Origin of the sequence: Microbacterium sp. EF45047, assembly GCF_028472845.1 — a bacterium.
GTDB lineage: Bacteria > Actinomycetota > Actinomycetes > Actinomycetales > Microbacteriaceae > Microbacterium > Microbacterium neungamense.
Genome location: NZ_CP069429.1, coordinates 121,247 through 144,122, shown reverse-complemented (window position 1 = coordinate 144,122; position 22,876 = coordinate 121,247). Strand labels below are relative to the sequence as shown.

The 22,876-nt window shown below is 72.6% G+C and carries 19 protein-coding genes; 12 read left to right on the top strand and 7 right to left on the bottom strand.

Annotated features, from left to right (window positions below; genetic code table 11):
• Positions 1-94 precede the first annotated feature (94 nt).
• The 5 genes from JRG78_RS00705 to JRG78_RS00685 all read right to left on the bottom strand — a co-directional run bounded on the left by JRG78_RS00705 (position 95) and on the right by JRG78_RS00685 (position 7,267).
• On the bottom strand, positions 95-2,407 hold the full coding sequence (locus tag JRG78_RS00705; RefSeq protein ID WP_259607116.1) for a heavy metal translocating P-type ATPase: 2,313 nt from the start codon (positions 2,405-2,407) through the stop codon (positions 95-97).
• 42 nt (positions 2,408-2,449) lie between these two features.
• Complete coding sequence (locus JRG78_RS00700; protein ID WP_259607115.1) at positions 2,450-3,502, bottom strand: heavy-metal-associated domain-containing protein; 1,053 nt, start codon at positions 3,500-3,502, stop codon at positions 2,450-2,452.
• Positions 3,502-3,711, bottom strand: coding sequence for a heavy-metal-associated domain-containing protein (locus tag JRG78_RS00695; RefSeq protein WP_259607114.1), 210 nt, complete (start codon positions 3,709-3,711; stop codon positions 3,502-3,504). The genes JRG78_RS00700 and JRG78_RS00695 overlap by 1 nt, the downstream gene beginning before the upstream one ends.
• 191 nt (positions 3,712-3,902) lie before the next feature.
• The gene (locus JRG78_RS00690; RefSeq protein ID WP_272653496.1) at positions 3,903-6,701 is read right to left on the bottom strand and encodes an ATP-binding protein; all 2,799 of its coding nucleotides are present in this window, start codon (positions 6,699-6,701) and stop codon (positions 3,903-3,905) included.
• 155 nt (positions 6,702-6,856) lie between these two features.
• The gene (locus tag JRG78_RS00685) at positions 6,857-7,267 is read right to left on the bottom strand and encodes a hypothetical protein (RefSeq protein WP_259607112.1); all 411 of its coding nucleotides are present in this window, start codon (positions 7,265-7,267) and stop codon (positions 6,857-6,859) included.
• A 285-nt stretch (positions 7,268-7,552) separates the two neighbouring features.
• Between JRG78_RS00685 and JRG78_RS00680 the strand changes: the two genes are divergently transcribed.
• Positions 7,553-8,215 (top strand): DNA alkylation repair protein, encoded by a 663-nt coding sequence (locus JRG78_RS00680; protein WP_259607110.1) that lies wholly within the window; start codon positions 7,553-7,555, stop codon positions 8,213-8,215.
• 129 nt (positions 8,216-8,344) lie between these two features.
• Here the strand turns inward: JRG78_RS00680 and JRG78_RS00675 are convergent, their stop codons facing one another.
• Positions 8,345-9,412 (bottom strand): DUF998 domain-containing protein, encoded by a 1,068-nt coding sequence (locus tag JRG78_RS00675; protein ID WP_259607109.1) that lies wholly within the window; start codon positions 9,410-9,412, stop codon positions 8,345-8,347.
• A 261-nt stretch (positions 9,413-9,673) separates the two neighbouring features.
• Between JRG78_RS00675 and JRG78_RS00670 the strand changes: the two genes are divergently transcribed.
• On the top strand, positions 9,674-10,711 hold the full coding sequence (locus tag JRG78_RS00670) for an FUSC family protein (protein WP_259607108.1): 1,038 nt from the start codon (positions 9,674-9,676) through the stop codon (positions 10,709-10,711).
• 86 nt (positions 10,712-10,797) lie between these two features.
• Entirely contained in the window at positions 10,798-13,287 is a 2,490-nt protein-coding gene (locus JRG78_RS00665) for a DEAD/DEAH box helicase (protein ID WP_259607107.1), read from the top strand.
• 147 nt (positions 13,288-13,434) lie between these two features.
• On the opposite strand, the gene JRG78_RS00660 is transcribed toward JRG78_RS00665, so the two are convergent.
• Positions 13,435-14,562, bottom strand: coding sequence for a LacI family DNA-binding transcriptional regulator (locus JRG78_RS00660; protein ID WP_259607106.1), 1,128 nt, complete (start codon positions 14,560-14,562; stop codon positions 13,435-13,437).
• Between the two features lie 218 nt (positions 14,563-14,780).
• On the opposite strand from JRG78_RS00660, the gene JRG78_RS00655 reads away from it, so the two are divergent.
• The 9 genes from JRG78_RS00655 (at position 14,781) to JRG78_RS00615 (ending at position 22,689) form a co-directional block, all read left to right on the top strand.
• Entirely contained in the window at positions 14,781-15,614 is an 834-nt protein-coding gene (locus JRG78_RS00655) for an ABC transporter substrate-binding protein (protein ID WP_259608223.1), read from the top strand.
• Positions 15,615-15,677: 63 nt separating this feature from the next.
• Positions 15,678-16,463: an amino acid ABC transporter permease gene (locus tag JRG78_RS00650; protein WP_259607104.1), complete on the top strand. Its 786-nt coding sequence runs from the start codon at positions 15,678-15,680 to the stop codon at positions 16,461-16,463.
• Positions 16,460-17,230, top strand: a complete 771-nt coding sequence (locus JRG78_RS00645) for an amino acid ABC transporter ATP-binding protein (protein WP_259607103.1) — start codon at positions 16,460-16,462, stop codon at positions 17,228-17,230. Before JRG78_RS00650 ends, JRG78_RS00645 begins: the two co-directional genes overlap by 4 nt.
• Entirely contained in the window at positions 17,230-18,276 is a 1,047-nt protein-coding gene (locus tag JRG78_RS00640) for a Gfo/Idh/MocA family protein (protein WP_259607102.1), read from the top strand. The genes JRG78_RS00645 and JRG78_RS00640 overlap by 1 nt, the downstream gene beginning before the upstream one ends.
• 132 nt (positions 18,277-18,408) lie before the next feature.
• The gene (locus JRG78_RS00635) at positions 18,409-19,587 is read left to right on the top strand and encodes an NAD(P)/FAD-dependent oxidoreductase (protein ID WP_259607101.1); all 1,179 of its coding nucleotides are present in this window, start codon (positions 18,409-18,411) and stop codon (positions 19,585-19,587) included.
• Positions 19,588-19,862: 275 nt separating this feature from the next.
• Complete coding sequence (locus tag JRG78_RS00630) at positions 19,863-20,015, top strand: hypothetical protein (protein ID WP_259607100.1); 153 nt, start codon at positions 19,863-19,865, stop codon at positions 20,013-20,015.
• A gap of 261 nt (positions 20,016-20,276) precedes the next feature.
• A complete protein-coding gene (locus tag JRG78_RS00625) occupies positions 20,277-21,347 on the top strand; it encodes a M4 family metallopeptidase (protein WP_259607099.1) in 1,071 nt (356 codons plus the stop codon).
• Positions 21,322-21,672 (top strand): protealysin inhibitor emfourin, encoded by a 351-nt coding sequence (locus JRG78_RS00620; protein WP_259607097.1) that lies wholly within the window; start codon positions 21,322-21,324, stop codon positions 21,670-21,672. Before JRG78_RS00625 ends, JRG78_RS00620 begins: the two co-directional genes overlap by 26 nt.
• Positions 21,673-21,801: 129 nt before the next feature.
• Positions 21,802-22,689 carry a VOC family protein gene (locus JRG78_RS00615; protein ID WP_259607096.1) on the top strand — a complete coding sequence of 296 codons (888 nt, stop codon included), beginning with the start codon at positions 21,802-21,804 and terminating at the stop codon, positions 22,687-22,689.
• The last annotated feature ends 187 nt before the right edge of the window (positions 22,690-22,876 follow it).

The following is a 22,876-nucleotide window of genomic DNA, read 5'->3' as shown; positions in this document are numbered from 1 at the left end:
GCATCCGTTCGGGAGGAGTTCTCACGCTCGGGAGGAGGAATCCGGCCCGGCGATCCGCCGCTGGCCGAGTTCTCCTCCCGAGCGTGTGCGCCGGTCAGCGGAACCGGCGCAGCCGCAGGCTGTTGCCGACGACGAAGACGCTCGAGAACGCCATCGCGGCGCCGGCGATCATCGGGTTCAGCAGGCCCAGGGCGGCCAGCGGCAGCGCCGCGACGTTGTAGCCGAAGGCCCAGAACAGGTTGCCCTTGATGGTGGCGAGGGTGCGGCGCGACAGCCGGATGGCATCCGCCGCCGCACGCAGGTCGCCGCGGACGAGGGTGATGTCGGATGCCTCGATCGCGACATCCGTGCCGGTGCCCATCGCCAGGCCGAGGTCGGCCTGCGCGAGCGCGGGGGCGTCGTTGACGCCGTCGCCGGCCATCGCCACGACACGCCCCTCCTGCTGCAGCCGCCGGACGACGTCGACCTTGTCGGCCGGGAGCACCTCGGCGATCACCTCGTCGATGCCCACCTCCGCGGCGATGTGCCGCGCGGCCGCCTCGTTGTCGCCGGTGAGCAGCACCGGGGTCAGGCCCAGGTCGCGGAAGGAGGCCACCGCCTCGGCGCTGGTCTGCTTCACCCGGTCGGCGACGACGATCACGCCGCGGGGTGCGCCGTCCCAGGCGACGAGCACGGCCGTCTGACCGGCGGCCTCGGCACCTGCCTTCGCGTCGAGGAGGCGCGTCGAGGGGTGGATCGCCCAGTCCTCCAGCAGCGACAGCCGCCCGACGAGCACGGCGCGTCCCTCGACGACACCGCTGACGCCGCGGCCCTCGGTGTTCTGGAAGGACTCGACGGGAGGGAGGGTTCGGGAAGCGGAACGCGTTTCGTCTCGGGCGGCTCCGCCGTCCTCGCTCAACGACCGGGAAGTGCCGTCCTCGGTGGACGACCGGGGCGCCAGGGCCGCGGCGGCGACGGCGCGGGCGATCGGGTGCTCGGAGGCGTGCTCGACCGCGCCGGCCAGACGGAGCAGCTCCGCGGCATCCGTCCCCTCCTCGGGGATGACGTCGACGACGCTCATCCGCCCCTCGGTCACCGTCCCGGTCTTGTCGAGCACGATCGTGTCGACGCGACGCGTGGACTCCAGCACCTCCGGGCCCTTGATCAGGATGCCCAGCTGCGCCCCGCGCCCCGTGCCGACCAGCAGCGCCGTCGGCGTGGCGAGACCCAGCGCGCACGGGCAGGCGATGATGAGCACGGCGACCGCGGCGGTGAACGCGGCCGAGAGCGGGAATCCGGCGCCGATCCATGCGCCCAGCGTGGCGACGGCGATCGCGATGACGATCGGCACGAACACCCCGGAGACACGGTCGGCGAGGCGCTGCACCTCGGCCTTGCCGGTCTGCGCCTCCTCGACCAGGCGCGCCATCTGCGCGAGCTGCGTGTCCGCGCCCACCCGGGTCGCCCGCACGACGAGCCGCCCGCCGGCGTTCACCGTCGCGCCGGTCACGGCGTCCCCGGCGCCGACCTCGACGGGCACCGACTCGCCGGTGATCATCGACCGGTCCACCGCGGAGGACCCGGACACCACGACCCCGTCGGTCGCGATCTTCTCCCCCGGGCGCACCACGAACTCGTCGCCGACGTGCAGCTCGGAGATCGGGATGCGGGTCTCGGCGCCGTCCCGGATCACCGCGACGTCCTTGGCGCCCAGTTCGAGCAGGGCCCGCAGCGCGTCGCCGGCGCGGCGCTTGGCGCGCTTCTCGAAGTAGCGGCCGGCGAGGATGAACATCGTGACGCCGGAGGCCACCTCGAGGTAGATGTTGCCGGCGCCGTCGCTCGGGGCGATGGTCCACGAGAAGCCGTGGATCATGCCCGGCTGCCCGGCGGTGCCGAGGAACAGCGCGTACAGCGACCACAGGAACGCCGCCGAGGTGCCGAGGCTGATCAGCGTGTCCATGGTGGCGGAGCCGTGGCGCAGGTTCAGCCAGGCGGCGCGGTGGAACGGCCACGCCGCCCAGACGACGACCGGTGCCGCGAGGGTGAGCGACAGCCACTGCCAGTACGGAAACTGCAGCGCGGGGATCATCGCCAGCAGGATCACCGGCACCGACAGCACGATCGATCCGATCAGCCGCTGCCGGAGGGTGCGCAGCTCGGGGTCCTCGGCGGAATCGTCGGACGTGCCGTCGGTGTCCGCGGGCGGGGCCGGGAGCGTCGCGGTGTACCCGGCGCCCTCGACAGTCGAGATGAGCAGGGCCGGATCGACGGGTCCGTCGGCGGTGACCTGCGCCTTCTCGGTGGCGTAGTTGACGGTCGCGGTGACCCCGTCCAGCTTGTTCAGCTTCTTCTCGATGCGCATGGCGCAGGAGGCGCAGGTCATCCCGCCGATCTCGAGTTCGATCCGGGTCTGCTCTGCGGTGCTCATGATGCTCCTCGACGTGGTGTTCGTGGTGACGGATGGGCGGGCTCAGTGGCTGTGGTCGCCGGAGCCGGTGTCGTCGTGGCCGGAGTCGCCGCCGGTGTCGCCGCCGTCGTCATGTCCCGTGCCGCCGTGACCGTGCCCGGCGTCCTCGCCGCCGGACGCGGCCGCTCCGACCGTGTCGACGACGAACGGCACGGACCGCACGACGCCGCCGATCTGGAAGTCGAAGTACAGCAGGTACCGGCCGTCGGTCGGGACGGTGGCGGCGAAGCGCACCTCCGGCCCGGACGTGTCGCCGGGCTCGGGCTCGTCGCCCTCCGGGTGCACGTGCGCGTAGCCGAGGTCTCCCTGACGGAGCGCGACGAGGTGGCCGAACGCACCGAGGTACGGCTCGAGCTCGGTGACGGGCTCTCCGCCCCGCGAGACCGTGATGGTGAGCTCGGATGCCGCGCCGGCGGCCAGCTCGCCGCTCAGGTGCAGGTCGTAGCCGTCGACGGTGGCGTGCGCGGTCGGCTGCGGGTCGACGGGCCGCAGGTCGCCGGCGACGTCGATCGTGCGGGCGAGGGTCACCGGCTCGGCGCCGGAGGCCGTGAAGTCGGCGAACAGGCGATAGCTGCCCGCCGCGTCCCAGCTCCACGGCAGCGACCAGGTGCCGTCGGCCGCCCGCTCGGGATGCACGTGCCGGAAGTGCGCGCCGTCGGTGCGGACGACGATGAGGTGCAGCTCCTTCTCGTGCGCGACGTCGTACGCGGTGACCGGTGCGCCGTCGGCGCCGAGGATGCGGAAGCTCAGCGACCCCTGCTCCCCGACGGATGCCGGAGCCGCGACGGCGTCCAGCACGAACCCGCCGTCGGCGAGCGCGAGGCCGCCCAGGTGGCCGGCGCCGTGCCCGGCATCCGCTCCGGCCGAGGCGCCGTGTCCGGCGCCGCCGTGTGCGTTGTGATCCTTCATGTCCTGCTCCTCCTGCGAAGCCGCGGTCTCGGTGGCCGCGGGGGTGGCGATGCCGTCGGGCGCGAGAGCGCCCGCTGCGGCTGCGGCGAGGCCGAACACCGCCACCAGCCCCACGCCGAAGAGGCCGAGGCGTGCCGCGGCGTTCATCAGGCGGACTCCGCCTGGTAGCCGGCCTCGTCGACCGCGGCGATGACCGCGGCGGGGTCGACGGGCGCGGACGAGGAGACGACGAGCCGTCCGGTCTGCGCGCTGACGTCGATGCTCTCGACGCCGGGGACCTTCGCGACCTCCTCACGAACGGACATCTCGCAGTGGCTGCACGTCATCCCGGTCACCTGGAACTCGGTCGTGGTCATGTTTCTCACCTTCCTGTTCGCGATACCCCTCTGGGGTGTTCACCAGGGTACAACAGATACCCCACTGGGGTATTCCCGCAAGGTGTCGTCGGCGAGGATTTCAGCACGGCTGCCGCTGTGCCGGACGCGTTCTGCCGGTTCTCAGGCGCCGACGCGGCGGGTGGCGGCGACGGCGGCCTCGGTGCGGGTGGTCACGCCGAGCTTGCGCAGGATCGCCGAGACGTGCACGCTGACGGTCTTACGCTGATGAACAGCCGTTCGCCGATCTGCCGGTTGCTCAGCCCCTCGGCCAGCAGGTCCAGGACCTGGCTCTCGCGCGCGGTCAGCTCGGCCAGCGCGGGTGCCGCGGGTTCGCCGGAGAGGCCGGATGCCAGGGCGAGCTCGTCCGCCTCCTGCTGCAGCCGGGCGTTGCCGATCGCGGCGGCGATCTCGCGGGCGGCCGACAGCGCAGATGCCGCTTCGGCGCGCTCCCCGTCGTGGATCAGCCGTCGCGCGAGGTCGAGGCGCACGACGACCCGGAATGCGGCCGGCATGTCGTCCTCGTCCGTCACCGGCAGCGCGGCGCGGAGCACGTCGGGGGCGCCGTCGAGCAGGGCGGTGAGCACGACACTCCAGCCTTCCGGGCGCAGCCCCGGCGGCAGCGCCGCCCAGGCGGTCCGGACGGATTCGGCGAGCGCCGCGGCATCCGGCATCCGCCCGTCGGCGCGCACGGCGCTGACGACCCACCCGGCCTCCAGCAGCAGCCGCGAGGCGTGCCCGATCAGCGGCCCGTCGGCGGCGAGGAACCGGCGGATCACGGCGGCGGCCTCCTCGGCCTCGCCGGCGCCGAGGTGGATGGCGAGCTCGGTGCTCAGCAGGGAGTACTCCACCTGGCGCTCGAACGGGGCGACGGCGGCCATCGTCTCCCGCCATTCGGCGAGCAGCGCCCTCGCCTCGGCGATCCGTCCCCGCCAGGCGAGGACCCGCATCCGGGTCGCCATCGTGTACACCCGGAAGATGCGGTGGGTGCGGAAGGTGAGGTCGCGCGCCAGCAGCTGCTCGGCCCGATCGACCTCGCCGAGCTGCAGCAGCGGTTCGGCGACGTTCTGGGTGAGGATCGAGCCGGTGGTGCGCTCCACGCCGAGGGTCCGTGCGCGGGCGATCCCCTCCTCGGCGACCCGCACGGCCTCGCGGTGCCGCCCGAGGTGGTGCAGCACGTCGGAGTAGTTCACGTAGTAGCGCAGACGCGCGGAGTCGTCGGTCGCCCGCTGCCAGGAGAGCCGGTAGTCCTCCAGACCGCCCTCGACGTCGCCGCGGTGCACCCGCGACGCGGCCCGCGTGTTCGCCGCGATCGACATCTGCGAGTGGTCGCCGAGCCGCTCGGCGATCCGGTACGCGGCGTCGGCGGTCTCGATGGCCTCGTCGATGCGCGCGGCGACCATGTGGCGCCCGGCGAGCAGGTTCAGCACCGAGGCCCGGAGCCGGTCGTCGTCCAGGCCGTCCATGGCGGCGAGCGCCTCGGCCAGCAGCTCCGCCGCGCCGGGCCGGCCGAGGTTCTGCAGGTACAGCGCCTTGTCGCGCAGCAGCCGCACGTAGACCCCGCGGTCGGACGTCGCCGGGTCGACCTCGTCGAGCGCGAGGTTCACCACGGCGAGGGCGCGCTCCCCGTCGCCGGCGTTGCGCAGGATCGACCCGAGCCGGCGCAGCAGCGAGACCCGGTCGATGCCGGCGGCGGCCGCGGCATCCGGCACCTGGTCCCACAGCTCGAGCGCGAGCTCGCCGAAGCGGGCCGCGGTCGAGAACGCGTAGCTGGCCTTGGACCGCTCCATCGCGCCGATGGACGCGGCGAGCGCACGAGGAGCGTCGTGCGCCTGATGCCAGTGGTAGGCGAGCGCCGACTCCAGGCAGGCGCCGGGCGCGGCGGCCCGGATCTCGAGCGCCTCGGCGTAGGCGCGGTGCAGCCGGGCGCGCTCCCCGGGGAGCAGGTCGTCGTGCACCGCTTCGCGCAGCAGTGCGTGCCGGAACCCGTACGAGTCGTCGGGCCGCACGGCGAGGATCGCCGCCGCGGCGGCCTCGCGGATGCCCTCGTCGAGCCGCTCGTCGGGGAGAGCTGCGAGGTCGGCGAGCAGCTCGTGCGGAACCGGGGCGTCGGAGGCGGAGGCGATGCGCACCACGCGCTTCGCGTCATCGCCGAGCCGGTCGAACCGGGCCAGCAGCACGTCGCGCAACGACTCGGGCAGCGGGCCGAGGGCGTTGCAGGAGAGCTCCTCGACGAAGAAGGGCACCCCCTCGGACCGGTCGAGCAGGCGGGTGAAGACGGCGTCGTCGACGGGGCCGCTGAGCGCTTCGACCATCGCCCGCACCGCGACCGGGTCGAGCCGGCCGAGCGCGATGCGGTCGAGCAGACGCGCCCGCTCGGCCTCGACCAGGAAGCTGCGGACGGCGCCGCCGCGGCGCACCTCGTCGACCCGGCAGGTGAGCACGAACAGCACGCCGTGCCCGGACACCGCGCGGAGCAGGAACGACAGCATGGCGAGCGTGGCGTCGTCGGCCCAGTGCAGGTCCTCGATGAGGACGACCACGGGGCGGCGCGCGGCGGCGGCCTCGAGCAGGGTCGCGATGGCCTCGCGGAGTCCGTCGGGGGTGACGGCGGCGCGGTCGACCGGGCCCAGCTCGGGCAGCAGCAGTCGCAGCGCGGCCCGCGCGGGACCGGCGGCCTCGGCCGTCGTCTCTTCGCCGAGTTCGGCGAGCACGCCGCGCAGGATGGCCGGGAGCGGCGCGTACGGCGCGGGAGTCGCACCGTAGTCCACGCACCAGCCGGTGAACACCGCGGCACTCGTCTCGGCACGGGCGCGGAACTCGCGCAGCAGCCGGGTCTTGCCGATGCCGGCCTCGCCGGAGACGAGGACGGATGCCGTCTCGCCGGCTGCCGCGCGGCGCAGCGCGGCGTCGAGCAGACCCAGCTCGGCGTCGCGTCCCACCATCTCGGCGGTCGGTGCGATGAGAGGCATGCTCTCATCGTGCCACCGGCCACCGACATCGGGGCCGGTCCGGCCGAGGACCTCGGGGCCGTCGACCGGGCCCGGGGTGGGCGCGGGTGCCGGCAGGGATGCCCGTGCGGATGCCGGGGCGGATGCTCGGGCGCCGCGCCGCTCTCGCGGAAGCGTCATGCGGCGGAGGAGCACAACGCGGGCTCCGCCGCGGCGTCCTGGTGACCGGGCCGGTCCGCGTCCGGGACGGATGCACCCGCGGCAGCCGCCGGCGCGGCCGACCGGCCCGAGGCCTCCGCGTCCGCCGCCGGCGCCACCGCGCCCGCGCCCGCGGCATCCGTCACCGAGACGGCAGCGCCCGCGGCATCCGTCGACACATCCGCCCGCCCGTCCGCGACCGGCGCGACCGGCGCGACCGCGCCCGCGGTCCGACCGCGGAAGAACCCCCGCAGCCGGGTGGTCCAGCGCTCGCGCGGGATGAGGCGCTCAGGCTGCTCGAGGATCCGGCGACGGCGCTCGAGCTCGGCCTCCAGGCGCTCCGTCTCGAGGACGTTGATGCGGTGGGTGAGGTAGGGATGCTCGTACATGGGATCTCCTTCTCCGACACCCCTACGCTCCTCGCTGAGGCCCCCGGCGGGCATCGGGCGGATGCCCTATCTTCCCGGCCGGGGGCCTCAGATGCGCGCCGCTCACCGGCGGCGCGGGCCGCGGGTCAGGGGGTGTCGCCCACCGCGTGCGGACGCGGCAGGGTAGGTGAAGATCTGGTCGGACATCCTCGTCCCCTTTCGAACGGATGCGGCTGCCTCCGATGATGCCGCACCGGCCGCGGCGGAACCAGACGCCGCCCCGGCGTTCGTGCGTACGCTGTGAGTATGGCGGACGTCGCGGAGGTGCTCGGGGAGCTCGCGGCCCTCGAGGACCCGAAGATGCGGGCGGTCAACGAGCGGCACGGCGACGCGCACGGCGTGAACCTCACGCAGCTGCGCGGGGTGGCCAAGCGGCTCGGGATGGATGCCGGTCTCGCCCGGGCGCTGTGGGACTCGGGGGATGTCGCGGGTCAGCTCGTGGCGCTGCTGATCCTCAAGCCGCGTGAGGCGGATGCCGCGGAGCTCGATCGGATGCTGCGCAGCACCCGCAGCGCGAAGGCGCACGACTGGTTCGTGAACTACATCGCCCGGAAGTCGCCGCACGCGGAGGAGATGCGGGTGCGCTGGCTGGACGATGCGGATGCTCATGCCCGGGCAGCCGGCTGGTCGCTGACCACCGACCGGGTCGCGAAGAAGCCCGAAGGGCTCGACCTCGACGGGCTGCTCGACCGGATCGAACGCGAGCTTCGCGATGCGCCCGCGCGGGAGCAGTGGGCGATGAACGAGACGCTTGCGACGATCGGCATCCATCATCCCGCGCTGCGCGACCGGGCGATCGCGATCGGTGAGCGGCTGCAGGTGCTCGCGGACTACCCGACGCCGCCGGGATGCACCTCCCCGTTCGCCCCGCTCTGGATCGCGGAGATCGTCCGCCGCCGCGAGAGCTGACCCGGCGCGGACGCCCGGGACGCTGAGCCCGTCGAAGCGTCCGCTGAGCCCGTCGCCCCGGACGCCGTGCCCGTCCGGACGCTGAGCCCGTCCCCCCCGGACGCTGAGCCCGTCGAAGCGTCGCCCGCCTCAACGCAGCGGCGAGCGCCGGGCCGACGGCCGCGAGGCATCCGGTGCGAGCACGCCGACCACCTGCACGAGCGTCGACAGCCACAGCAGCGCGAGGCCGGTGACGATGCTCTCCAGCACCGTCACCGAGTACACCCGCGCCATCGCCAGCGCCGCGGAGACGGCGACGAGCACGACCAGCCCGACGGTGACGGCCCGGAGCAGCCCGGGCGCCTCCGGCATCGCCGACGCGGTGAGCACGGCCGCGAGCACGAGCAGGACGACCGCGGCGATCGCGGCGATCGTGTGCACGGGGCGCAGGGTGTCGATCGGCAGCAGCCCGACCGCGGCGAGTGCCGCTCCGGAGGCCGCCCAGGCCGCCACGACGCCCGCGATCCGTGGGAGCGCGTCGTCGCCGAGCATCCGGTGCAGGTCGCGGCCGAGGTACGAGCCGACCGTGGCGACGAGGAGCCCGGCGATGATGAGCGTCCCGTTGAACGCCCACGCTCCGGCGCCGATGCCGAGCTGGGAGAAGTTGCGCTCCCACCAGCCGGGGTCGGTGGCGGTGATCATCGCGAACAGCGTGCCGATGACGAGGAAGCCCGACAGCAGACCGGCGATGTCGCGGGTGCGCAGACGGATGCCGGCGCGGAACGCCGGCCGCCCGCCGACGGCGGAGGCCACGCCGACGAGAACCCCTCCGCCGAGGGGCGGCAGCTCGAGCCCGTGCAGGCCTGCCGCGAGCACCTCGCCGGCGAGGAGCACGCCCAGCCCGGTCACCGCCGCGAACGCGAGCGTGAGGGCCACCGACGACAGGTCGGAGACGACGGCCTGCCAGGGCGGCATCGGGCCGGTCTCGCCGCGGCGGTGCATCAACGTGCTCGTGACGAAGGCGCCCGCCGCGATGATCCCGGCGATCGCGGCGGCCGGGATGATCACCGAGCCGTCGCCGGCGAACGGTCGGGCGGCGCCCCAGAGCACCGCCGTGCCGGCCGCGGCGCCGATCACGAAGCAGATGATCGTCGCCCACAGCCCCCGGCCCAGCTCCCGCAGCGCCTGCTCCCGCGCCTGCCCACCGTGCCCGTCCATCCCCTCCATCGAAGCACGGCCCGCCGACAGGATGCGGATGGCGGACCGGGAACGGCGCCGGCGCGGCGCCGGGAGGGTGCAAGGGAACTTCCGCGGCGCCGCAGCACGGGGCGCGGCGCGCCGGCCCGGCCCCCGCCCCCCGGGCATCCGCCCTGGGGCATCCGTCGCGAGCGTCCCTCCCCGGGCATCCGTCCCCGGGCATCCGCGCCCGGACAGCCGTCCCGCCTCGGGACCGGCCCGGCCGCGACTAGCGTGAGAGGCATGCGCATCCCCGCCGCGATCCGCACCACCCGACGGGCCTCGCTGCTGCAGGTCGTGAAGTCGGCGGCGGCGACGATCGCGGCCTGGCTGCTGGCTGGCTGGATCGTGCCCGGTCAGCTGCCGGTCTTCGCGGCGATCGCCGCGCTGCTGGTGGTGCAGCCGAGCGTGAACCAGTCGCTGGCGAAGGCGCTGGAGCGCAGCACCGGCGTCATCGTCGGCGTGGTGATCGCCGTCCTGCTCGGCCTGCTGCTGGGCTCGCCGAGCTGGATCGTGCTGCTCGCGGTCGTGGTGGCGATGCTCACGGCGTGGGCGTTCCGGGCCAGCCCCGGCACCGGGAACCAGGTGGCGATCTCGGCGATGCTGGTGCTCGCGCTGGGGTCGTCCAGCCCGGAGTACGCGGTGGCCCGCATCGCCGAGACCCTGATCGGCGCGCTGATCGGGATCGTCGTGAACGCGCTGATCGTGCCGCCGGTGCTGGTCGCGCCGGCCCGCCGGGACCTCGGCCTGCTCGGCGCCGAGCTGGCCGCGACCCTGGATCGGCTCGCCGAGGCGCTGCCGACTCCGCAGACCGCGGCCCGGCTGCAGGAGCTGATGCTGCAGGCGCGGCTGCTGCGGCCGATGCGGGATGCCGCCGAGGCATCCGTCGTCGCCGGCGAGGAGTCTCTCGCCCTCAACCCCCGCCGTTCCCGCCATCGCGACGACCTGGCCGAGATGCGCCGGCTGCTCGACATGCTCTCGCCGGTGGTCACGCAGGTGATCGGGATGACCCGGGCGTACTTCGACCACTACGACGACAGCATCGCCGACGAGCCCGCGGTCGCCGCGATCGCCGAGCAGCTGCGCCGGGCCGGGCACGACGTGCGTCTCGCGGTGCAGGTGGCGGACCTGTCCCCCGAGCCGGATGCCGTCACCTCGGCGATCCCGGCGCTCACCGCCCCGCTGGTCGTCCGGCCGCCGGCATCCGATCACTGGATCCTCATCGGTTCGCTGCTCGAGGACCTCCGCCGCATCCGCGGCCAGCTGCTGGGCGAGCGCTAGCGGCTTTCGAATCGCGCGAATGGCCCCGATTCGGGCCGAATCGGGGCCATTCGCGCGATTCCAACGGTGGATGAAAGGATCGGGGGATGACCGTCCTCGATCCGTCCGCCGTGCGCGGCGCCGATGCGGATGCCGTGTACGCGGCGTTCACCGAGTGGGCCGAGGGCACCGGCATCCGCCTCTACCCGGCGCAGGACGAGGCGCTCATCGAGATCGTCTCGGGCAACAACCTCATCCTGTCCACCCCGACCGGCACCGGGAAGTCGCTCGTCGCGGTCGGCGCGCACTTCGCCGCCCTCGCCGCGGGCCGCCGCAGCTACTACACCGCGCCGATCAAAGCGCTGGTGAGCGAGAAGTTCTTCGCCCTCGTGGACATCTTCGGCGCGGAGAGCGTCGGCATGGTCACCGGCGACTCGGCCGTGAACGCGGACGCCCCGATCGTGTGCTGCACCGCCGAGATCCTCGCCAACCTCGCCCTCCGCGAGGGGCCGGACGCCGACGTCGGGCAGGTCGTGATGGACGAGTTCCACTTCTACGGCGACCCCGACCGCGGCTGGGCGTGGCAGGTGCCGCTGCTGACCCTGCCGCAGGCGCAGGTGGTGCTGATGTCGGCGACGCTCGGCGACGTCACCGACCTGGCCGCGGACCTCACTCGCCGCACCGGCCGCGAGACCGCGACCGTCACCGGCGTGGAGCGCCCGGTGCCGCTGCACTTCTTCTACGCGACCACGCCGATCCACGAGACCATCGAGGAGCTGCTGTCCACCGGTCAGGCGCCCGTGTACATCGTGCACTTCTCCCAGGCGGCGGCGATGGAGCGCGCGCAGGCGCTCGCCAGCGCGAAGGTCGCCACGCGGGAGCAGCGGGACGCCATCGCCGAGCTCATCGGCGGGTTCCGCTTCACCACGGCGTTCGGTCGCACGCTGTCGCGGCTGCTGCGGCTGGGCATCGGCGTGCACCACGCCGGCATGCTGCCGAAGTACCGCCGTCTCGTGGAGCAGCTCGCCCAGCGCGGACTGCTCCGGGTGATCTGCGGCACCGACACGCTCGGTGTCGGCATCAACGTGCCGATCCGCACGGTGCTGCTCACGGCGCTCACGAAGTTCGACGGGCAGCGGATGCGGCAGCTGAACGCGCGCGAGTTCCACCAGATCGCCGGACGCGCCGGTCGCGCCGGCTACGACACCGCCGGCACCGTGGTGGCCCAGGCGCCCGAGCACGAGACCGAGAACCTGGCGGCGCTGAAGAAGGCCGGGGACGACCCGAAGAAGAAGCGGAAGATCATCCGCAAGAAGGCGCCCGACGGCTTCGTGTCGTGGGGCGAGCCGAGCTTCCGCAAGCTCATCGCGGCGGAGCCCGAGACGCTGACCTCGCACATGCAGATCACGAGCGCCATGATGCTGAACGTGATCGCGCGCGGCGGGGACGTGTTCGCGAATATGCGCGCACTCGTATACGACAACCACGAGCCGCGTTCGCGGCAGCGGCTGCTGGCCCTGCGGGCGATCGGGATCTTCCGCACCCTGGTGGAATCCGGGGTCGTGGAGCGCGACGGCGACGGCATCCGACTCACCGTCGACCTCCAGCCGAACTTCGCACTGAATCAGCCGCTGTCACCGTTCGCCCTCGCGGCCTTCGAACTGCTCGACCCGGACGACCCCACGTTCGCGCTGGACGCGATCTCCATCGTCGAGGCGACCCTGGACGACCCGCGGCCCATCCTCAGCCAGCAGGAGTTCCTCGCCCGAGGCGAGGCGGTCGCGGCGATGAAGGCCGAGGGCATCGAGTACGACGAGCGGATGGAGCTGCTCGAGGGGATCACGCATCCCAAGCCGCTCGAAGAGCTGCTCACCGCCGCCTTCGACGTCTTCGCGACCGCGCAGCCGTGGATCCGCGACTTCGAGCTGCGGCCCAAGTCGGTCGTGCGCGACATGTATGAACGGGCCATGTCGTTCGGGGAATACGTCGGGTTCTACAAGGTCGCCCGGTCCGAGGGCGTGGTGCTGCGGTACCTGTCGGATGCCTATCGCGCCGCCTCCCAGACCATCCCCGAGCATCTCAAGAACGACGACCTGCGCGACCTGATCGAGTGGCTCGGCGAGCTCGTGCGGCAGGTGGACTCCTCGCTGCTCGACGAGTGGCAGGAGCTCGTCTCCGGGCATCCGGTGTCCCACGCCGACGAACCGGTCGTGCCCCCGGCACCGAAACGGCTCACCACGAATGTCCGCGCCTTCCGCATCCTGGTGCGCAACGAGCTGTTCCGCCGGGTCCAGCTCGCCGCGCGCGACGACCTCGACGCGCTCACCGAACTCGACCCGTCGTTCGACGGCTGGGCCGACGCGCTGGACGCATACTACGCCGAGCATGACGAGATCCGCACCGGCCCGGATGCCCGCAGCTCGAAGCTCCTGATCCTCGACGAGTCGCCGCGGGCCGGCCGGGTGTGGACCGCCCGGCAGATCCTCGACGACCCGGCCGGCGACCATGACTGGGGCATCTCCGCGACCATCGACCTCGACGCCTCGGACGCGGCCGGCGAGGCCGTGATCACCGTCACCGCCGTCGACCGACTCTGACCCCGCGCGCCCCCGACCGTTTTGGGGACGGGCCGGGCCGGTCCAGTTCGGGGGTCGACACGCCAGATGTCGGACGGATGCCGTCGCCCGGCCCGACCGGTGGCGTGTCGACCCCCGGAGTGTGCACCCACGTGGGTGCGGGGCGGGTCAGGCGCGGGGCGCCGCGACGGAGCCGCGCGGGATCAGCTCCTGGGGCAGGGTGTGGACGGATGCCGGGGCATCCGACCCCTCGATCCGCTCGATCAGCAGCCGCGTCGCCATCGCACCGAGCTCCCGCTCGGGCTGCGCGATCACGGTGATGCCGGGGTCGGTCACCGAGGTCCACGGCGCGTTGTCGAAGCCGACGAGGGAGACGTCGTCCGGAATGCGCAGCCCGAGCTCGCGGATCGCCCGGAACGCCTCGATCGCGATCACGCTGTCGGAGGCGATGATCGCGGTCACGGCGCTCGGCCCGGTGATCAGCTCGGTGACCATCCGCCCGATGCCGTCCACGCCGGCGCCGAGGCGCACGAGCGCGAGCGGGTCCGGAACGCCCGCCGCCCGCAGCGCGGACGCGTACCCCCGGACGCGGTCGTCGATCACCGACGACACCAGGCTGGGCCGGAAGGTCAGTCCGTCGTCCTGCCAGACCGCCCGCGGCGCGATCGGATCCGGCTCGACCAGGGTCGACACGTACGCGATGCGCCGATGCCCGGCGTCCAGCAACACCTGCGTCAACCGGGCGGCGCCGTCGCGGTTGGCGGCGACGACGGCATCCGCATCGAACCCGTGCACGAGACGGTCGAAGAACACCACGGGCCGCCCCGCGTCGACGATCCCCTCGTAGTTCGCCGCGCGCAGCGAGGATGCCGGGGCGATGATCAACCCGTCCACCCGCTTGGCGAGCTGCACCTCGATGGCCTTGAGCTCAGCCTCCACGTCCTCGCGGGAGTTGGAAAGGATGAGGTCGTACCCCGCGGCCTCGGCGACGTCCGCCGCTCCGCGCGTCGCCTGCGAGAACGCGGGGTTCTCGATGTCTCCGACGATGATCCCGATCGTGTTCGACCGGCCGGTGCTCATGCTCCGCGCGACCTCGTTCGGACGGTATCCGAGCTCCGCCGCGGCATCCTGCACCCGCTGGCGCACCTTCGCGCTCACCGCGCCGTAGTCGCCCAGCGCACGGGCGGCCGTCGCTTTCGAGACCCCTGCGCGCCGGGCCACATCGGCCACGGTCGCGCCGCGCCGGTCGCCGTTTCCGGGGCGACGACCGTCCTCGCTGCCTGCGTTCGCGGCCACGGGCCGCCTCCTTCGCGTCGTCGTCCGACCCAGCCTATTGACGCCCGGGCCGGACGCATGTATTCTCCTGGAAACCCCGATTGAGACCGGTCTCAATCCTAGACGAGACCGACGAGGCCCGAAAGCCTCCCGACAACGCAGTCCCCCAAGAGAGGAGCCACACCGTGGCCAAGAAGTTCCTGTTCCGCCGTGTCGCGGTCGCCGCGGCGGTCGCCGGGATGCTCGCGCTCACCGCGTGCGCCCAGAACAACAGCACGCCGTCCGGCGGCGAGACCGCCGACGACAACCCCTACGGCCTGATCACCCCGGGCCAGATCCGCGTGGCCAGCCTCGGCGACGCCAAGCCCTACACCTTCACCGACGAGTCCGGCGAGTTCACCGGCTTCGACGTGGAGCTGTTCCGCGACGTGGCCGAGCGCATCGGCATCGAGGACGTGGTCTTCACCGGCCAGGACTTCTCCGGCCTGCTCGCCGCGGTCGCCAACGGCCAGTTTGACGTGGGCGTCGCCGCGATCGGCATCACCGAGGAGCGCAAGAAGACCGTCGACTTCACAGACGGGTACCTCGCCGGCTACCTCACCGTGATGGCCAGCCCCGACTCGGACATCTCCGACGAGGACAGCCTCGCCGGCAAGCGCCTCGGCGTGGTGCAGGGCACCCTGCAGGAGGCCTACGCGGTGAAGAACTTCACCGAGACCGAGCTGGTGCGGTTCCCCGACAACAACGCCGCCATCTCCGCGGTGAACAGCGGCGCCATCGACGCGCACTTCCTGGACTACGAGGCCGCCAAGGAGTACGCCGCCCAGTACGGCCTGGAGAACGCGATCGACATCCCGTCGTTCGACGCGCCGGCCGGCTTCGCGATCGCGAAGGGCAAGGACGAGTTCCGCGAGGCGCTGAACGACGCGCTGCACGACGCCATGGAGGACGGCACCTGGAAGGAGCTGTACCAGAAGTGGTTCCCGGGCTCCCCGATGCCTGAGCAGTACCTGCCCTCCGACGAGCAGACCGGCGAGCAGGGCGACTCCGAGCAGGGCGAGAGCGGCGAGTAATCGCCTCGGGATGCGGGGCCCGGGCCTGACTGACCGGGCCCCGCATTCCGAAGGGAGATCCTCATGGACTGGCTCGACAACATCATCAAGACGTTCTTCGATTTCGAGGCGATGCTGCAGGTGCTGCCGCAGCTGCTCGGAACCGGGCTCGTGAACACGCTGGTGATCTCGGTGTGCGCCACGGTGCTGGGCATCGTGATCGGCATGATCCTGGCGATCATGGGCATCGCCCGCAGCCCCTGGCTGCGCATCCCGGCCCGCGTCTACACCGACATCTTCCGCGGCCTGCCGGCGATCCTCACGATCCTGCTGATCGGTCAGGGCTTCGCCCGGATCAGCCAGCAGATCTTCGGCCCCTCCCCGTACCCGCTGGGGATCCTCGCGCTGAGCCTGATCGCCGGCGCCTACATCGGCGAGATCTTCCGCGCCGGCATCCAGTCGGTGGAGCGCGGCCAGCTCGAGGCCTGCCGCGCTCTGGGCATGACCTACGGATCCGCGATGCGCCTGGTCGTCGTGCCGCAGGGCATCCGCCGCGTGCTCCCCGCTCTGGTGAACCAGTTCATCGCGATCGTGAAGGACTCCTCGCTGGTGTACTTCCTCGGCCTGCTGGTCAGCGAGCGCGAGCTGTTCCGCGTCGGGCAGGACGCCGCCGTGCTGTCCGGCAACCTGTCGCCGCTGGTCGCGGCCGGCGTCTTCTACCTGATCATCACCGTGCCGCTGACGCACCTGGTGAACTACTTCGACAACCGCTTCCGCACCGGGCGCCGCAAGGCCACCCCGCCCAAGAGCGGCCTCGAGGAGGTCGCCGAGACCCTCAGCCCCACCTTCACCCGCGGAGAGAACACATGACGTACACCTCGCCCCAGCCGGTCACCGACGGCCGCTTCTACGAGGGCTCCCGGCTGCAGATCCAGAACCTCGTGATGGCGTACGGCGACGTCGACGTCATCCGCGACGTCTCCCTCACCGTCGAGCCCGGCACGACCACCTGCATCATCGGGCCGTCCGGTTCGGGCAAGTCCACGCTGCTGCGTGGCGTGAACCGCCTGCACGAGCCCAAGTCCGGCCGCATCCTGCTCGCCGACGACGACGCGCTGGCCCTCAAGCCCGACGTGCTGCGCCGCCGGGTGGGACTGGTGTTCCAGCACTTCAACCTCTTCCCCGACCACACCGCCCTGCAGAACGTCGCGCTCGCCCTGCGCAACGTCAAGCGGATGCCGAAGGGCGAGGCCGAGCGGATCGCGATGGCCCGGCTCACCGAGGTGGGACTGGCCGAGCGCTCCGACCACCGCCCCCGCGATCTCTCCGGCGGTCAGCAGCAGCGCGTGGCGATCGCCCGCGCCTTGGCGATGCAGCCCGAGGTGATGCTCTTCGACGAGGCCACCAGCGCCCTCGACCCCGAGCTCGTCAAGGGCGTCCTCAACCTGATGGCCGAGCTGGCCCAGCGCGGCATGACCATGCTCGTCGTCACGCACGAGATGGGCTTCGCCCGCAAGGTCGCCGACCAGGTGGTGTTCATGGACGAGGGCAGGGTCGTCGAGGCCGGCACCCCCGACCAGATCTTCGACGACCCGCAGAGCGATCGCCTGAAGCTCTTCCTCTCGGAGGTGCTGTGATGACGGATGCCGCAGCGACGCCGATCCGCACCGCGATCGTCGGGTTCGGCACGGCCGGCCGATTCTTCCACGCGCCGTTCCTCGCCGCCGACCCGGCGTTCCGGATCGACGTGATCGTCACCGGCAGCCAGGAACGGGCCGCGCAGGCGCTCGAGGAGCACCCGCAGGCTCGCATCCTCCCCGACGCGGACGCGCTGTGGGCGGATGCCGGCGACATCGACCTCGTCGTGGTCGCCTCGCCCAGCGGCACGCACGCCGAAGTGGCCGAAGCCGCGCTGCGCGCGGGCTGCCACGTCGTCGTCGACAAGCCGTTCGTGGCGGATGCCGCGGAGGGCGAGGCGCTGATCGCCCTCGCCGCCGAGAAGGGGCGGATGCTGACGGTGTTCCAGAACCGCCGCTGGGACGGCGACTTCCTCACGCTCCGCCGCCTGGTCACGGACGGCCGGCTCGGTGAGGTGCGCCGCTTCGAGTCGCGTTTCGAGTGGTGGCAGCCCACACCCAAGGAGGGCTGGAAGTCCACCGCATCCGTGGCCGACGCCGGCGGCATCCTGTTCGACCTGGGTCCGCACCTGATCGACCAGGCGCTGCAGCTGTTCGGCCCCGTGCGCGACGTGTACGCCGAGATCGAGACGCGCCGCGCGGGCGTCGCAGCGGACGACGACGTGTTCCTCGCCCTGGTGCACGAGTCCGGGGTGCAGTCGCATCTGTGGATGAGCGCCGTCGCCCCGGTGCACGGCCCGCGCTTCCGCGTACTGGGCAGCGAGGCCGGGTACACGTCCTGGGGTCTGGACGGGCAGGAGCCCGCGCTGCGCAGCGGCGGCCGCCCCGGTGACGCCGGGTTCGGCGAGACGCCGGAGGAGCGCTGGGGCACGCTCGGCGCCGGCGGCGAGAGCGAGCGCATCCCGACCGCGCGCGGCGACTACGGCGCGTTCTACGCGGGCGTCGCCGCGGCCCTCACCACGGATGCCCCGGCGCCGGTCGACCCGGCAGACGCGGTCGAGGGCCTGCGGCTCATCGCCCGCGCCCGCGAGGCCGCCGGACGCTGAGACCGTCGGCGGACGCTGAGCGGAACCCGGACGCTGAGCCCGTCGGCGGACGCTGAGCGGAACCCGGACGCTGAGCCCGTCGAAGCGTCGCCGGGCATCCACACGAATCGACTACGAGTAAGGAACATACGCATGTCTGCATCACGACCGGAGAACATCGTCGTCATCGGCGGCGGCATCCTCGGCGTCTCCACCGCGGCGCACCTCGCCCGCGCCGGCGCCACGGTGACCCTCGTCACGGCCGGATCGCTCGCCGACGGGGCATCCGGGCGCTCGATCGCCTGGCTGAACTCGTCCGGCGACCGCTCCGCCGCCTACCACTACCTGCGGCTGCTGGCCCTCGACCGCTACCGCACCTGGGCCGCGCGCCACCCGGAGAGCAGCGCCTACCTCCGCTTCGACGGCGCGATGAAGTGGGCAGGTCCCGAGGAGAGCTTCCGCGAGACCTTCGCGTTCGAGCGCGCCAGCGGGTACGACGCGGTGTGGATCGACCGGTCGCAGGTCGCGGCGCTCGCACCGGATGTGAACCCGGATGCCGTCGCCGAGGAGGGCGCGATCTTCAACCCGGGCGAGGGCTGGGTCAACCTGCCCGACCTCATTGCGGCGCTCGTCGCCGAGGCACGCGGCAACGGCGCGACCGTCGTCGAGAACGCCGGTGAGGCGCGCGTCGACGTGCGCGACGGCGTCGTGACCGGCGTGATCCTCGCCGACGGCTCGCGCCTGGACGCCGACCGCGTCGTGCTGGCGACCGGCCCGGCCGTGCCCGCGCAGCTCGCCGAGCTCGGCGTCACGGTGCCGGATGCCTCGCCCGCCGCCTTCGTGCTGTTCACCGAGCCGGTGGACGTCGAGGTGAAGACGGTGCTGAACACGCCGCGCGTGGCCGTGCGTCCGACGCCGGACCGTCGCCTGGTGCTGGACGCCGGCTGGGCGGAGGAGTCGATCGTCGTCGGTGAGGACGGCTCGATCACGGTGCCGGATGCCTCGGTGCAGGGCCTGCTCGAGGAGGCCTCCAAGGTGCTCGCCGGCAACCCGGTGCTCACCGCGAGCCGCGTCGGGGCCGGGTGGAAGCCGATCCCGGGCGACGGCGAGCCGGTCGCGGGCGCGGTCCCGGGCATCGACGGCCTGTACACGCTGTTCACGCACTCGGGCGCGACCCTGGGCCTCATCCTCGGCGAGCTGATGGCCGAGGAGGTGCTGACCGGTCAGCCCTCGCCGGTGCTGGCCTCGTTCCGCATCGAGCGCTTCGACGAGAACAGCACGCCGACCCAGGTCGGCACGGATGCCTGGGCCCCCGTGGCCTCCGGCCGCTGACCCCGCAACCCCGCCAACCCTCCACCCTCCCGACCACCCGGGTCGCCGGGGACCCGGCGACCCGGCCTCCCGCCGACCCGGCCTCTCCGGGTTTGGGGCGGATTCTCGTGTTCGGGGCGGTTCTCCCCCGCCCCGAACACGAGAATCCGCCCCAATCGGGTTAAGGGGTCTTGACGGGGCACCCGCCGCACCCTACCGTTGTCATTGTACGGAATGACTGTTCCGCATTCCGAAACTCAGATCCGGGCACGGGCCCGGCGACGGGAGGAGTCGACATGGCCGATCAGCACGATGCCACCACCGACGGCGCGGCGGCCCCCGTCATGCCGCTGTTCCCGAGCGTCAGCGTCGACCCGGACTTCCACCTCCCCAGCGAGCGCCGGGTGTGGGCCGAGGCCTTCCGCCACCTCTTCCCCCGCGCCTCCTGATCCTCCTCCCACCGCACAACCCGCCGGGAGGATCCCGCATCCCCCGCACCACTGCGCGGTGCGTTCTTCTCCCGGCGACGCCGACGACGCCGATCGCCGGGAGAATCCGGCATCTCCCAGCACCCCCGGCCATGGCTCAGGAACCGCACCGCCGCAGCCGGAGCGGGACGGAACGCCCGTCCAGAGCCTCGCCGCCCGGGCATCCGTGACATTGTCGGCACCCCGGCGTATCGTCTGCCGCAGAAGCGACGGAGGAGATGCATGACCGGACACCACGAGATCGAACGACAGGGCATCGTGCCCGCCTACCTGCTGGCACGACTGGCCGAATCGGACCGCTTCCCCCGCGCCGCGCAGGCCGCGCGGCAGACGCTCATCGCCGGGCGGCCGACCTTCCGCTCCGCGCTCGAGCTGTCCATCGACGAGAGCGGCGCGCTCGTCGCGGAGCTGACCTCCGCCCCGAACCGGACGATCTTCGACGCGCAGAACACGGAGCGCCTGCCCGGCGTCATCGTCCGCTCCGAAGACGAGCCGCCCGTGGCGGATGCCTCGGTGAACGAGGCGTACGACGGACTCGGCGCCACGTTCCGGCTGCTGCTGGATGCGTTCGAGCGCGACTCGCTGGACGGCGCCGGCGCGCCTCTGCACGCCACCGTGCACTACGGCGAGGACTACGACAACGCCTTCTGGGACGGCACCCGGATGGTGTTCGGCGACGGCGACGGCGAGGTGTTCCGCGGGTTCACCCGCTCAGTGTCGGTGATCGGCCACGAACTCGGCCACGGCGTGATCCAGAGCGCGTCGGGACTGGAGTACCAGGGGCAGGCGGGGGCGCTGAACGAGTCGATCGCCGACGTCTTCGGCGCGCTGACCGAGCAGTATCTGCTCGAGCAGACCGCCGACGAGGCCAGCTGGCTCATCGGCGAGGGCATCTTCACGGATGCCGTGCAGGGCCGGGCGCTCCGGTCGATGATCGAGCCGGGCACGGCGTACGACGACGACGAGCTCGGCAAGGACCCGCAGCCGGCGCACATGCGCGACTACGTCGAGACGCAGGAGGACAACGGCGGGGTGCACATCAACTCCGGCATCCCGAACCGCGCCTTCGCACTGACCGCACGGACGCTGGGCGGCAACGCCTGGGGCGACGCCGGCGCGGTCTGGTACCGGGCGCTGGTGAGCGACCTGCCGAAGCGGGCGACCTTCACCGAATTCGCCGAGACGACCCTTGCGGCAGCCCGGGACCTCGGGGATAACGTGGAGGCGGCGGTGCGCGACGCGTGGATCGCCGTCGGGGTGATCGAGGATGCTCGAGTACGAGAACGCCGCTGAGCCGGACGGCTCGGACCACGGGGACGCCGAATCGGCGGTCCTGATCGTCGTCGTGCGCAGCGGCGGGATCGCGGGGATGCGCCGGCGCTGGCTCGTGCGGCCGGAACCGCCCGAGGCCGACCGGTGGGTCGAGCTCGTCAGGCGCTGCCCGTGGGACGAGGCGCCGGGCGATGATCCCGTCGGGGCGGACCGCTACGTGTGGCGGATCTGGGTGCGGCTGCCGGATGAGCGCCGGGAGACCGAGATCCCGGACTCGCGGCTGGACGGCGCGTGGCGCGAGCTCGTCGAGGCGGTGCGCGAGGCCGGGCGGCCCACACCCGCGTAAGGCCCGACGCCCGCGCCCGTATGAAGCGGTCGGCCTCGCGGTGGTGGCCCCGGATGGCACGCGGTCCGCCAGGAGTGAGGACCGGAGAGAGCGAAGGAACGAAGACCGGAGAGAGCGAAGGAGAGCAGCATGGCGCAGAAGATCGTGCCGAATGTGTGGTTCCAGGGGTACGCCGAGGAGGGCGGCGCGTTCTACGCGGATGCCCTGCCGCGAACGGCATCCGACGTCGTCTCGCGCTACCCGGACGACGTGCCCCGCTGGCAGGAGGATTTCGCCGGGAAGGCGCTCACGGTGGACGTCGTGGTGGACGGATACCGGATCACGCTGATCAACGCGGGACGAGAGTTCACGCCGAACCCGTCGATCTCGTTCATCCTCAACTTCGACCCGCTGCTGTTCGACGGCGAGGAGGGCGCGCGCCGCGCACTCGACGACACGTGGGCGGCGCTCTCCGACGGCGGCGAGGTGCTGATGGCGCTGGACGCCTACCCGTTCAGTGCCCGCTACGGCTGGGTGCAGGACCGGTACGGCGTGAGCTGGCAGCTGATGCTGACCGATCCGGCCGGCGACCCCCGGCCGTTCGTCATCCCTCAGCTGATGTACACCGGCGCGGTGCAGGGACGCGCGCGGGAGGCGGCGGAGTTCTACATCTCGCTCTTCGACGACGCCGCGCTGGGCACGGTCGTGCCGCGTCCGGAGGGCGAGGCGGGAGAGGTGCTGTTCGGGGAGTTCCGGATCGGCGATCAGTGGTTCTCGATGATGGATTCCGACATCGCGCACGACTTCGGGTTCACTCCGGGGGTGTCCCTCGAGGTGCGCTGCCGCGACCAGGCCGAGATCGACCGGCTGTGGGAGGCGCTGTCGGCCGTCCCCGAGGCCGAGCAGTGCGGATGGCTCGCGGACCGGTACGGCGTGAGCTGGCAGATCGTGCCGGAGAACATGGGCGAGCTGATGTCGCGCCCCGGCGCCTGGGAGCGGCTGCTCGAGATGAAGAAGCTGGTCATCGCCGAGTTCTGAGCGCGGCGGCGACAGCCTCCGCGAGCCGCGGCCTCCGGCGGGGAGCAGAATGGACCGATGGGTGTCTTCTCCGAACGTCCCGAGCAGCAGCGCCAGGACTGGGCCGGCCTGCCCTCCGAGCCGTACGACGTGACGGATCCCCCGAGCGGCTGGACGAGGCACCCCGCCTCGCCCCGGACGACCTCGG

Coding starts and splice junctions, on each gene's coding strand:
- JRG78_RS00705 (WP_259607116.1), bottom strand. CDS start 2,407: ATGAGCACCGCAGAGCAGACCCGGATCGAACTCGAGATCGGCGGGATG.
- JRG78_RS00700 (WP_259607115.1), bottom strand. CDS start 3,502: ATGAACGCCGCGGCACGCCTCGGCCTCTTCGGCGTGGGGCTGGTGGCG.
- JRG78_RS00695 (WP_259607114.1), bottom strand. CDS start 3,711: ATGACCACGACCGAGTTCCAGGTGACCGGGATGACGTGCAGCCACTGC.
- JRG78_RS00690 (WP_272653496.1), bottom strand. CDS start 6,701: ATGCCTCTCATCGCACCGACCGCCGAGATGGTGGGACGCGACGCCGAG.
- JRG78_RS00685 (WP_259607112.1), bottom strand. CDS start 7,267: ATGTACGAGCATCCCTACCTCACCCACCGCATCAACGTCCTCGAGACG.
- JRG78_RS00680 (WP_259607110.1), top strand. CDS start 7,553: ATGGCGGACGTCGCGGAGGTGCTCGGGGAGCTCGCGGCCCTCGAGGAC.
- JRG78_RS00675 (WP_259607109.1), bottom strand. CDS start 9,412: ATGGACGGGCACGGTGGGCAGGCGCGGGAGCAGGCGCTGCGGGAGCTG.
- JRG78_RS00670 (WP_259607108.1), top strand. CDS start 9,674: ATGCGCATCCCCGCCGCGATCCGCACCACCCGACGGGCCTCGCTGCTG.
- JRG78_RS00665 (WP_259607107.1), top strand. CDS start 10,798: ATGACCGTCCTCGATCCGTCCGCCGTGCGCGGCGCCGATGCGGATGCC.
- JRG78_RS00655 (WP_259608223.1), top strand. CDS start 14,781: ATGCTCGCGCTCACCGCGTGCGCCCAGAACAACAGCACGCCGTCCGGC.
- JRG78_RS00650 (WP_259607104.1), top strand. CDS start 15,678: ATGGACTGGCTCGACAACATCATCAAGACGTTCTTCGATTTCGAGGCG.
- JRG78_RS00645 (WP_259607103.1), top strand. CDS start 16,460: ATGACGTACACCTCGCCCCAGCCGGTCACCGACGGCCGCTTCTACGAG.
- JRG78_RS00640 (WP_259607102.1), top strand. CDS start 17,230: ATGACGGATGCCGCAGCGACGCCGATCCGCACCGCGATCGTCGGGTTC.
- JRG78_RS00635 (WP_259607101.1), top strand. CDS start 18,409: ATGTCTGCATCACGACCGGAGAACATCGTCGTCATCGGCGGCGGCATC.
- JRG78_RS00630 (WP_259607100.1), top strand. CDS start 19,863: ATGGCCGATCAGCACGATGCCACCACCGACGGCGCGGCGGCCCCCGTC.
- JRG78_RS00625 (WP_259607099.1), top strand. CDS start 20,277: ATGACCGGACACCACGAGATCGAACGACAGGGCATCGTGCCCGCCTAC.
- JRG78_RS00620 (WP_259607097.1), top strand. CDS start 21,322: ATGCTCGAGTACGAGAACGCCGCTGAGCCGGACGGCTCGGACCACGGG.
- JRG78_RS00615 (WP_259607096.1), top strand. CDS start 21,802: ATGGCGCAGAAGATCGTGCCGAATGTGTGGTTCCAGGGGTACGCCGAG.